The 12167-nt window shown below is 29.9% G+C and carries 10 protein-coding genes, 2 tRNA genes and 1 other annotated feature; all 12 genes read left to right on the forward strand.

From position 1 onward, the window contains the following. Positions 1-88: 88 nt before the first annotated feature. The 12 genes from LQK79_RS20085 to serS all read left to right on the forward strand — a co-directional run bounded on the left by LQK79_RS20085 (position 89) and on the right by serS (position 12093). Positions 89-165 (forward strand) — tRNA-Ile (locus LQK79_RS20085). A 3-nt stretch (positions 166-168) separates the two neighbouring features. Beyond that, a tRNA-Ala gene (locus LQK79_RS20090) sits at positions 169-244 on the forward strand. 102 nt (positions 245-346) lie between these two features. Beyond that, positions 347-835 carry an HD domain-containing protein gene (locus tag LQK79_RS20095; RefSeq protein WP_231017658.1) on the forward strand — a complete coding sequence of 163 codons (489 nt, stop codon included), beginning with the start codon at positions 347-349 and terminating at the stop codon, positions 833-835. A gap of 25 nt (positions 836-860) precedes the next feature. Further along, complete coding sequence (locus tag LQK79_RS20100; protein WP_053243077.1) at positions 861-1376, forward strand: transcription repressor NadR; 516 nt, start codon at positions 861-863, stop codon at positions 1374-1376. A gap of 30 nt (positions 1377-1406) precedes the next feature. Beyond that, positions 1407-4139 (forward strand): UPF0182 family protein, encoded by a 2733-nt coding sequence (locus LQK79_RS20105; protein ID WP_231017659.1) that lies wholly within the window; start codon positions 1407-1409, stop codon positions 4137-4139. Positions 4140-4252: 113 nt separating this feature from the next. Next, positions 4253-5119 carry a L,D-transpeptidase gene (locus LQK79_RS20110; protein WP_231017661.1) on the forward strand — a complete coding sequence of 289 codons (867 nt, stop codon included), beginning with the start codon at positions 4253-4255 and terminating at the stop codon, positions 5117-5119. Between the two features lie 128 nt (positions 5120-5247). Further along, complete coding sequence (locus LQK79_RS20115; RefSeq protein ID WP_231017663.1) at positions 5248-6642, forward strand: FAD-dependent oxidoreductase; 1395 nt, start codon at positions 5248-5250, stop codon at positions 6640-6642. 10 nt (positions 6643-6652) lie between these two features. Beyond that, a complete protein-coding gene (locus LQK79_RS20120) occupies positions 6653-6889 on the forward strand; it encodes a DUF1667 domain-containing protein (RefSeq protein WP_053243079.1) in 237 nt (78 codons plus the stop codon). Between the two features lie 63 nt (positions 6890-6952). Beyond that, positions 6953-7155: a binding site (T-box leader), on the forward strand. A 278-nt stretch (positions 7156-7433) separates the two neighbouring features. Next, positions 7434-8507 carry a pyridoxal-phosphate-dependent aminotransferase family protein gene (locus LQK79_RS20125; protein WP_231017665.1) on the forward strand — a complete coding sequence of 358 codons (1074 nt, stop codon included), beginning with the start codon at positions 7434-7436 and terminating at the stop codon, positions 8505-8507. 12 nt (positions 8508-8519) lie between these two features. Then, a complete protein-coding gene (locus LQK79_RS20130) occupies positions 8520-9440 on the forward strand; it encodes a D-2-hydroxyacid dehydrogenase (protein WP_053243081.1) in 921 nt (306 codons plus the stop codon). A 95-nt stretch (positions 9441-9535) separates the two neighbouring features. Beyond that, the gene (locus LQK79_RS20135) at positions 9536-10780 is read left to right on the forward strand and encodes a DUF1015 domain-containing protein (protein ID WP_231017666.1); all 1245 of its coding nucleotides are present in this window, start codon (positions 9536-9538) and stop codon (positions 10778-10780) included. A gap of 35 nt (positions 10781-10815) precedes the next feature. Next, positions 10816-12093, forward strand: a complete 1278-nt coding sequence (gene serS / locus LQK79_RS20140) for a serine--tRNA ligase (RefSeq protein ID WP_231017668.1) — start codon at positions 10816-10818, stop codon at positions 12091-12093. Positions 12094-12167 lie beyond the last annotated feature (74 nt).

Consider the following 12167-nt stretch of genomic DNA (forward strand, 5'->3'; position numbering starts at 1 on the left):
GAACACGAAGGTTAAGAACTAATACGCCGATGGTAGTGCAGGGGAGGCCCTGTGTGAGAGTAGGACGTTGCCGGGTATTTTATGATATGGATCTTTAGCTCAGTTGGTTAGAGCAACCGGCTCATAACCGGTCGGTCCGGGGTTCGAGTCCCTGAAGGTCCACCATTTGGGGGATTAGCTCAGCTGGGAGAGCACCTGCCTTGCACGCAGGGGGTCAAGAGTTCGAATCTCTTATTCTCCACCAAAAATAGCAGTTTTATAACTGCTATTTTTTTATGCTTTTTTTTATATATTGGTTGAAGTTATTTAATTATAATAATACAATTAAAGTGTTGAGGTGATTAAAATGAATAGAATAAAACAGTTTTTTGTTTATGCAATTGCAAAGGTTAATATAAATGATAAAATATATATTGAAAAACATTTAAATAATGATGAAATGGCATTATTTAATAAATTATCTATTCATGAACAAAAGCATTCAATTAATGTTGCAAGAGATGTAGAAAAAGAATGTAGGGTTAATTTAGTCAACTCAAAGAATCTAGTAAAGGCAGCTCTTTTACACGATATAGGTAAAATAAATGTACCAATAACTTTAATAGACAAGTCAATTGTAGTTATTTTAGATAAGATAACAAGAAGTAAGATAAAAAAATTTAAAAAAATAAAAAAAATATATATTTACTATAATCATGGATATGAAGGATTTCAAATTCTTAAAAGAATTAATGAAAATGAGCAGATTTTATTTATGGTAAATAATCATCATAATAGAGAGATGAGTAATAATTTAGAGTTAGATATACTAAAAAAGTGTGATGATAGGAACTGATATTAAGGAATGGTGAAGAGTAATTATGAATTCTGATGAAAGAAGAAATTCTATAAAAAAAGAGTTAGAGGACAAGGGCAAACCAATAAAAGGAAGTGTACTTGCAAAAGAATTTGGAGTAACACGTCAAATAATTGTTAAGGATATTGCTATATTAAGAGCAGAAGGCTGTGATATATTTGCTACACCTAAAGGGTATATAATAAATAAGAGTACTACAAGCATTATAAAAAGGGTAATAGCAGTATCTCATAGACCAGAAGAAATAGAGGATGAATTAAATTCTATAGTGAAGTTTGGAGGGACAGTTGAAGATGTTATTATAGAACATTCTTTATATGGAGAGATAAGAGGAGTACTTATGGTTAAAACACCATATGATGTTCAGAATTTTATGGAAAAACTTAATAAGCATAGAGCTGAACCGTTATCAATTTTAACAGGTGGTGTTCATCTTCATACTATAAGTGCAGATAATGAAGATGATTTGAACAAAATAATAGATGAACTTAATGGAAAAGGGTACATAATTTCTGATTAAATAGTTAATAACTTTGAGGAGTGATTTTATTTGAAAAAAGGTATAAGGCGTGCGATAATATTAGCATTAATATTTATTGTTATTGCTTTTTTTGGCAGGCTTACAAGTTTTATAATTAATATTGAGTGGTTTAATGAAGTTGGATATTTGTCAGTATATTTTACTAAGATTGTAGCAGTATTAATTCTTATGATACCATTATTTGCAATCATATATTTAATGATATGGTTATATTACAAGAGTATTAGAAAAAGTATTATTAAATGGAATAAAGCAATTGAAGTAGATGTTAAGAAAGAGAAGCTTCAAAAAAGGATATTTTTTATTGCAGATTTAGTACTATCACTTTTATTCTCATATTCTTTTGCAGATGCTTATTGGTATAAAATACTTCAATTTATGAAATCATCCGCTTTTAATACGAAAGATCCTATATTTGGTATAGACGTATCTTTTTATGTTTTTAAACTTCCATTGATAGAATCTTTATACGGAATTATAATGTTTCTTTTAGCATTTCTTTTCGTTTTAACTTTGATAATTTATATTTTATTCAACATAAGAGATTATGCCAATATAAGAAACAGAGCAATTAATGTTTTTAGTGTAAGAAGTTTTGGAAAAGGCTTAGTTAGATTTGCAGGAAAGCTTCTTGCAACATTATCATCACTTATAATTTTTTTACTTTCATTTGGTTATTTAATAAGAGCTTGGAATCTTGTTTATTCTCCTAGGGGTGTAGTTTATGGAGCAGGCTATACAGATATGCATGTTTCACTAATTTTTTATGGTATTATAATTACGTTTTCTATAATAGCTGGTATTGTCATATTTTTGAGTGTAATTAAATCAAAGGTTAGGCCTATAATTATATCTATTTGCATAATTATAATTCTTGTTATAGCAGAAGGGGTTACTTCACCAATAGTTCAAAGACTATTAGTTAACTCTAATGAAAAAACTAAAGAAGCTCCTTATATAAGATATAATATAGATTATACTAGAAAAGCCTTTAATGTTGATAAAGTTGAGGAAAAAGAATTCCCTGCAAATGAGGATTTAACTGTGAATGATATAAAAGATAATAGACCAACAATAGATAACATAAAGGTAAATTCTTATGATCCATCACTTGAGTTTTATAATCAGGTCCAAGTTATAAGGTATTATTATGATTTTAATGATATTGATGTGGATAGATACAATATAAATGGTAAGTATAATCAAGTTTTTATAGCACCAAGAGAAATTGATACCAAGAGTCTTCAAGGGAATGCTGATACATGGCAGAATAGACATCTTGTTTATACTCACGGATATGGAACTGTTATAAGTAAGGTTAATTCTATAACAGATTCAGGACAGCCGGATTTTGTTATGAAGGATATACCACCTGTAAATAGCACAAAGATTAAATTTACTGATCCAAGAATATATTTTGGAGAGGAAACAAATGACTATGCTATAGGAAATAATACACTTGGAGAATTTGATTATCCAAATGGTTCAGTAAATAAAACAAATAATTACGATGGAAAAGGTGGAATAAAGGCAACTTTAATAAATAGGTGCTTATTTGCAATAAACAAACATGATGTAAATTTTCTTCTTTCGGGGAACATAAATTCTAATAGTAAAATATTAATAAATAGAAACATAACTGAAAGAGTGAAAAAAATAGCCCCTTTTTTAACCTATGATAAAGATCCATATGCTGTTATAAGCGGAGGAAAGATATACTGGATTATTGATGCCTATACAACTTCGGATAGATACCCTTATTCTCAACCAGTTGATAATGTAAATTATATAAGAAATTCTATAAAAGTCGTTGTAGATGCGGTAGATGGAATTACAAATTTTTATATTATAGATAATAATGATCCTATAGCTAATAGTTATTCTAAAATTTTTCCTGGATTATTTAAAAGTTCAAGTGAAGTTCCAACAGATATAAGAAAACATTTTAAATATCCAGAAGACTTATTTAGGATTCAAAGTAGTGTACTTGAAAAATACCATGTTACGGATACAGGGATATTCTATAATGGTGAAGATTTATGGGATGTATCTAAAAATATGAATGATGTTGAGGGCGAAAAAAGTGTAAGTGATTCATCTTATATGGTTATGAGGCTTCCAAATGAAAATAAAGAAGAAATGGTACTCATGCAGTATTTTAATATGAGAAGTAAAAATAATATGGTAGCGCTTTTGGGAGCAAGAATGGATGAAAGTAACTATGGAAAGATGATTTTATACAAGCTTCCTACGGATAAAACAATAGATAGTCCATACTTATTTAATCAAAAATTTAGGCAAGATCCGGCTATTTCGAAGGAAATTTCCTTGTGGAACACTCAAGGGTCTAAGGTTCAATTTGGAGATACTTCTGTTATTCCAATTAATAAGTCACTTATATATATAGTTCCTGTTTATATAAGGGCTCAGGGAAAGAATAGTATTCCAGAGGTAAAAAGAGTTATAGTAGCCTATGGCAGTAAAGTTGTTATGGCTGAAAATGTTGATAAGGCACTAGGGCAGATCTTTAACTATGCAGATAATCAAAATGATAATTCTGAAAATCAAACTCAAGGTAAAAATAATAATACTAAAGCAGAAAACAATATAGATAAAGAAAAACTAAAGGCTGCACAAGAATTATATAATAATGCTATTGATGCTCAGAAAGATGGCGATTGGTCAAAGTATGGAGAGTATATAAAGGAATTAGGAAAAACTATAGAGGAATTAAATAAATAAAAAAAGGCTGCTGCAAGCTGAAATAAGCTTACAGCAGTCTTTTTTACCTAAATATGTGTTTAAAAATTTTTAAAGTGTAAAGAATATTAAATATGTATTTAGGAGGTTTAGTTATGAGTAAAAAGTCTTTTATTAAATTTTTAGTGAGATGTTTTGCTAGTGCCGTTATTGCATGTCTTATAATAATATCTCCTGTATTTTTTACATGTTTTGATACTAAGGGTGATAGCTATATACCTGGAAGTAATGTTAGTACTTTAAGTGAAAAAAATGCTAAGGCTGAAACTTCAAATAAAGATAACAAGAAAGATGATATTGCTGTGTTTTCTTCGGAAACGTGTTTTAAAAAAACATACTATGTTGCTAAAGATGGAGTTAAAATGTTTAGCAATATAGATAATGCTTCCTCAGATATAACTCTTTTGAATAAAGATGATGAACTTATTTGTGATAAAGAAAAGGATGGATATCTGTATTGTGAAAGTAACCATATTGATTCTAAAGGCAATTTAATAAATGGATGGGTAAAAGAGAATAATCAAGATTTAAATGGAATGTTTTTTAAAAGGGCAAGGCTTATAGTTGATATAAACTTAACCAGCCAAACTTTGAACATGTATAAAGACAATATTCTTATAAACAATAATCCCATAAAGTGTTCAAGCGGAATTAAAGGTAATAATGATACAGAAACACCTCTAGGCTTTTTTACGGTCAAAGATAAGTTTGAAAATCTTACAAGTAAAAAATATAATGAGAACGTAAAGTATGCTGTTAAGTTCTTAGGAAATTATTTAATTCACTCTGTTCCAATTGATGAAACTAAAAAAAATGGTAAAATTGAATATGAAGAAGAAAAAAAGGCAAAAGATGATTTGGGAAAAGCAGCATCGCATGGGTGTATAAGAATATCTGTAGATGATGCAAAAAAAGTTTATAATACTGTAAGCAGAGGAGACTTGATCTATATACACTATTAGAAGTAAGAATGTTGTAACAATATTCTTAATTTTATGAATTACTTACAAGATCTTAGTAAATAAAATTTAAAGCTTTCTGTTAGTTTTAAAATATAAGGAATTTATTGTATAACTGGGGGGTAGACGAATTGGATTATGATGTGCTTATTCTTGGAGGAGGAATTGTTGGATGTTCAATAGCATATGAGCTATCGAAATATAGTCTTAACGTTTCAATTATTGAAAAAGAATTAGATATAGGAAATGATGTTTCAGAGTTAAATGCTTCATTAACATTTGATGGAATGGAAATTAATAATGATTTAAACTACTACATGGAATATTACGGAAACAAAAACATGAAGGATATAACAAAATCCTTTAATGTACCTTTTAAGAAACTTAAGTCCATTATTTTTGAAGAAGATTTTATTGGTAATAATAATCTCATAGAAAAAATGTACACTAGATCTATCAGAAGGGGAATTAAAGGAATACAAAAAATCAGCAATCACAATTTAAAATTTGGATTACAAGCTAAAGTTAATGTTGAGTTTAATAAAGCAATAATATCTAAGAATTGGGGAGTTGTATCTCCGTATGATTTAGCAATAGCATATGGGGAAATAGCGTTTGATAATGGTGTAAATTTTAGATTAGGGGAAAAGGTTATTGAAATAAAAAAGGTATCTAAAGGATTTAAGGTAACAACTACAAAGAATAAATTTACATGTAAATTTGTTATTAATACAATTCCAGATGATGATTATAAGTTAGGAAATAAAGTTAAGGAAAATATAAGTAAAAATAATAATATGAAGTGCTTTTTAATAAACAAAAAATTTAAAATTAAGGATATTTTTGTAGTTTTAGGTGAAAATGATGAAGATATTTTTATCTATCCTAATTTCAATGGTGATACAATAGCATATGTTATAACAAAGGATGAAATAAGTTATGAAGATGCATTTGAAAAGTTAAAAGATAAGTTACCCGGAATTAATTGTGATTATATAAATAATTCTTATAGTACACAGTTTTTTAATGATAGGATAATGATTGATGACAGTAAGGTTAGTAAGGGATATATTAAGATAGACGGTAAGAATTATGGTATTGTAACTATGTCTCAATTTATTGCTAATACTATACGTAAGATGGTTATAGAAAACATTCCGTCCAAGCCTAAAAAGGATTTTTATGAGAAGAGAAGGGAAGTATATAGGTTTAGAGATATGACAAATGAAGAAAGAAATAGGTTAATAAGCTTAAATCCTAAGTATGGTAAAATGGTGTGTTTATGCAATAAGGTTACAGAAGGGGAAATAATAGATTCTATAAGAAGGCCATTAGGAGCAAGAACTATTGATGGTATTAGAAAGAGGACAGGAGCTATGAATGGAGATTGCTATGGAAGTTATTGCATGAGTAAAATAATATCTATTTTAGCTAATGAAACTAATAAGGATATAACTGAAATACTTGAGAAATCAGCCGGATCAAATATTATAATGAGTAGAATAAAACAATTTAAAGAGATATAGGTGATAATATATGAAAGATGAAAATATTAAGAATAAAGAGATACTTACAACATTAGTGAGAGTAAGAGGATCAAAAGTAAAAGTCGTTTCAGTAAAAAGCACTGAACCAATAGAAAAAAGGTTATTTATAGAATGTTCTAAGGCACTTGGTAGAATTTATGTTAGTGCTCCTATAAGTGAGGGAAATCTGATATGCAAAAACATTTTGAATACTGGTGTGGATATAATTGCAACAAAGAGTATATAAAAATTTCAAAAAAGGTATTGACAGAAAATTATAATGAATATATAATTAAATTAACATTTAGATATTAAACCGTTGAAGAGAATAGTAACATTTAGTGGTTTTTAGAGAATCAGTGGTTGGTGTAAACTGATAGCTGCTAAGTTGTGAATCCGCCTCGGAGGGATTGCGATGAGCAATACGGTGTGATTACCGTTATATTTTAATTAAGTTGGATCACTTGTTTTGTGATTAACTAGGGTGGTAACGCGGAGTCTTTCGTCCCTAATTTGGGGATGAAGGACCTTTTTTATTTGTTGAAAAATGTTACTATAAGCAACATATTTTCTTAAAAGGCTTTTTAAAACAAAGTTGTTTGAAGAACAATATGAATGTACGGGTTATTACAAGTTTAATTTTAAGAATATTATGAATATTTTGATTTAAAGATAATATGTTTTTTTATACATGTTATTTAAAGGCTTATGCAGCAAAATTTCAGAAAAATAATACATAAAATATAAATATTTAAAATGAGTTTATAAGAATTTAAGGAGGAAAGTTTACAATGCATAAGAAACTATTTATACCAGGACCAGTAGAGGTAAGAGAAGATGTACTCGAAAAAATGGCAACACCTATGATAGGACATAGAAGCAAAGAAGCTTCAGCACTTCAAAGAGGGATTAGTGATAAGTTAAGATTAGTTTTCCATACCAATGAAGAAATTTTATTATCTACAAGTTCGGGTAGTGGACTTATGGAAGGTGCTATTAGATCATGTACAGCTAAAAGAGCTGCTGTATTTTCAATTGGAGCTTTTGGAAAAAGATGGTACGAAATGGCTTTAAACAACAATGTACCTGCTGATTTATATGAAGTTGAGTGGGGAGAAGCACTTAATCCTCAATTTGTAGATGAGGTTTTAGGTACTGGAAAATATGATTTAATAACAATAACTCATAACGAAACATCAACAGGAATAATGAATCCAGTTGAAGAGTTATCAAAGGTTATAAAAAAATATCCTGATGTAGTTTGGTGTCTTGATACTGTAAGTTCTATGGCTGGAACTAAAATAGAAGTAGATAAGCTTGGTGTAGACATATGTATAACATCATCTCAAAAAGCTATTGGACTTCCTCCTGGACTTGCAATATGCTCATTTTCTAAAAAGGCTATAGAAAGAGCTAAAAAGGTTAAATTTAGAGGATATTATCTTGATCTTCTTAAATTATATGAATATATACAGAAGAAGGATTATCAGTATCCATCTACTCCATCATTATCACATATGTTTGCTCTTGACTATGCACTTGATAATATGATTAAAGAAGGATTAGAAAACAGATATAGAAGACATATAGAAATGGCTGAATATGTAAGAGCTTGGGCTAGAAAATACTTTGAGATATTTGGAGATGAAAACAATCTTTCAAATACCGTAACAGCTGTAAAAAATACAAGAGGTATAAGTGTTGCAGATTTAAATAAAAAGCTTGGAGAAAGAGGCTTCCAGATATCTAATGGCTACGGAAAATTAAAAGAAAAAACATTTAGAATAGCACATATGGCAGAGATGACTTTAGACGATATAAAAGAGCTTATTTACAACATAAATGATATATTAGGATTAGAATAAGGAGGAAGTAACATGATAAGATTACTAGCAAACGATGGAATGGATAAAGGTGCAGCAGCTAAGTTACGTGAGCTTGGATATGAAGTAGTGGAAGACCATTATGAAGGTAAAAAACTATTAGATAAAATAAAAACTTTTGATATTTTAGTTGTAAGATCAAATACGAAAGTTAGAAAAGAATTAATTGATGCAGCTGTGGAAGGCGGAAAACTGAAGCTTGTTATAAGAGCAGGTGTTGGAGTAGACAATATAGATGTTGCATATGCAAGGGAAAAAGGAATTAATGTTAGCAATACACCTAAAGCAAGTAGTATATCAGTTGCAGAATTAACTTTAGGTCATATATTTGCAGTATCAAGGTTTATAAATACTTCTAATGTAACAATGCGAGAAGGAAAATGGGAGAAAAAAGCTTATAAAGGAATAGAACTTTTCGGTAAAACATTAGGACTTATAGGCTTTGGTAGAATATCAAAAGAGGTAGCTAAAAGAGCAAATGCATTGGGAATGAAGGTAATTTATACAGATATATGCGGAAAAGCTGAAGGATATGATGAATACGAGTTTGTTGAATTAAAGAATTTGCTTCAAAAATCAGATTTCGTTTCACTTCATGTGCCTTTAGATAAAAATAAAGGATATGTCATAGGAAAAGAAGAAATTAAAGCTATGAAGGATGGAGCTTATTTAATAAACTGTGCAAGAGGCGGCGTTGTAAATGAAGAAGCTTTAGTTGAAGCATTAAATACAGGAAAAATTGCTGGCGCAGCTCTTGATGTTTTTGAAAATGAGCCTAAGCCGAATAAGGAACTTTTAGATAACCCAAAGGTTTCTGTTACTCCACACATAGGAGCTTCTACTGCAGAAGCTCAAAAAAGAATTGGAGTAGAAATAGTTAATATAGTTAGCGAATTCTTTGAAAAAGCTAGCTAAAAATTTGCCCCTATAAAAGCTGCCGCATTGATTTCAGCGGTGGCTATTTTATACATATTTAAGGTTTGATTATGTAATAGAAAGGAAGAATAGTTATGGCAGTACTAAAACCTTTTAAGGCTGTAAGACCTGTAAAAGAACTGGCAGGTAACGTTGCAGAACTTCCTTATGATGTAATGAATACAGAGGAAGCAAGGGCTATTGGAGAAAAAAATGCATTTTCATTTATACATGTAGATAGAGCTGAAATAGATTTAGAAAAGGAAGTAAATCCATACAGTGTTAAGGTATATGAAAAAGCTAGAAATAATTTGTTTGATATGATTAAAAAGAAAATATTAGTCAAAGATAATAAAGAAAACTTATATATATATAGACAAATAATGAATGGAAGAAGACAAACAGGAATAGTTGGCTGCACATCTATAGATGATTATCAAAATGGAGTAATAAAAAAGCATGAGTTTACTCTTGAAAGCAAGGAAAAGGATAGAATAAATCATGTTGATTATTGTAATGCAAATACAGGTCCTATTTTTTTAACTTATAGATCACAAAAAGAAATAAATGAGATAGTAGATAAAATTACGGTAAAAGAACCGGAATACAATTTTACAGGTGAAGATGGAATAACTCACATTGCCTGGGTAATAGAGGATCAAAACACTATAAATAGACTAACCAATTTATTTAAAGATGTTAATGCACTTTATATTGCCGATGGTCATCACAGAGCAGCATCTGCAGTAAAAGTGGGATTAAAGAGAAGAAAGGAAAATCCAAATTATACGGGAGAAGAAGAATTTAATTATTTTCTTTCTGTATTATTTCCAGATCAAGATCTTGCAATAATGGATTATAACAGAGTTATTAAAGATTTAAACGGTATGGAACTTCCAGAACTGATTGAAAAAATAAGAGAAAACTTTCAAGTTGAAAAACTTGATAATGATGTTCACTATAAACCAGATGAAAAGCATATTTTTGGCATGTATGTTGATGGAACATGGTATAGGCTTAAAGCTAAAAAGGGAACCTTTGATGAAAAAGATCCTGTACTTAGCTTGGATGTTTCAATACTTCAAAATAATTTAATTGGGCCAATACTTGGTATATCAGATCCAAGAAAAGATGAAAGAATAGATTTTATAGGTGGAATAAGAGGAATAAGGGAACTTGAAAAGAGAGCTAATAGTGATATGAAATTAGCATTTTCAATGTATCCAACAACAGTACAGGATTTAATGAGGGTTGCGGATAGTGGAAATGTTATGCCACCTAAATCAACTTGGTTTGAGCCAAAACTTAGAAGTGGGCTTTTTATACATGAGTTGCAGTAAATGGATTTTAATTTTATTTTAAGGGGTAATTAATTATGTTGGATTTAGAGCTAATAAGAGAAAAAACTGATGAAGTTAGAAATGCTCTTTTAAAAAAAATTGACGACGTAGATTTTACTAAGCTAATAGAATTTGATGATGATAGAAGAAAGCTTATAAGAGAAATTGAAGTTTTAAAAAATAAAAAGAATAAGGTATCTAAAGAAATCTCTGAAATAAAAAGGCAGGGCGGAGAGATTGATAAAGCTTGCTTTAAGGAAATGAAAGAGGTTTCAAGTCAAATATCAGAACTTGAGGAAAAATTATTGCCTATAAAAGAAAAGATACAAAATTTTTTAGAGGCCCTTCCTAATATACCTGATCCAGATGTACTGCCAGGTGGAAAAGAAAATAATAAGGTTGTTAGGGTATATGGTGAAAAACCACAATTTGATTTTGCACCAAAAGATCATGTTGAAATTGCAAAGAATCTCAATCTTATAGATTATGAAAGAGGAACTAGGCTTTCAGGCAATGGTTTTTGGGTATATAAGGGCAATGGAGCAATACTCGAATGGTCACTTTTAAATTACTTTGTGGAGCAGCACCTTAAAGATGGGTATGAATTTATTTTACCTCCTCATATTTTAAACTATGAATGCGGAAGAACTGCTGGCCAATTTCCTAAATTTAAAGATGAAGTTTTTAAGGTTGGAGAAGGTAGGGAAAATGATAACATGCAGTTTATTCTTCCAACAGCTGAAACTGCTTTAGTTAACCTTCATCGTGGTGAAATTTTAAAGGAAAATGAGCTTCCGAAAAAGTACTTTGCATATACTCCATGTTATCGTGTTGAAGCTGGAAGCTATAGAGCATCCGAAAGAGGAATGATTAGAGGACATCAATTTAACAAAGTTGAAATGTTTCAGTACACAAAGCCAGAACATTCTGATGCAGCCTTAGAGGAGCTTATAAATAAGGCAGAAAAGCTTATGCAGGGGCTTGGACTTCATTATAGATTATCTAAGCTTGCAGCGAAGGACTGTAGTGCTTCTATGGCAAAAACTTATGATATTGAGGTTTGGATTCCAAGTATGAATGAATACAAGGAAGTAAGTTCTGTATCAAATGCACGTGATTATCAGGCAAGAAGAGGAATGATAAGATTTAGAAGAGAGGAAACTAAAAAAATAGAGTATGTAAATACTTTAAATGGTTCTGGTCTTGCTACAAGCAGACTAATGCCTGCAATACTTGAACAAATGCAGGATAAAGACGGTCATATAATTGTTCCAGAAGTTTTAAGAAAATGGGTAGGAAAAGATAAAATTTAAAAATATTGCGAAGTAACAGCATTTTGGAATATTAAATAAAATTAATAAATCTAAGCAGCAAATTGTTAAAATCT

The sequence above is a fragment of the Clostridium guangxiense genome, assembly GCF_021043395.1.
Classification (GTDB): domain Bacteria; phylum Bacillota; class Clostridia; order Clostridiales; family Clostridiaceae; genus Clostridium_S; species Clostridium_S guangxiense.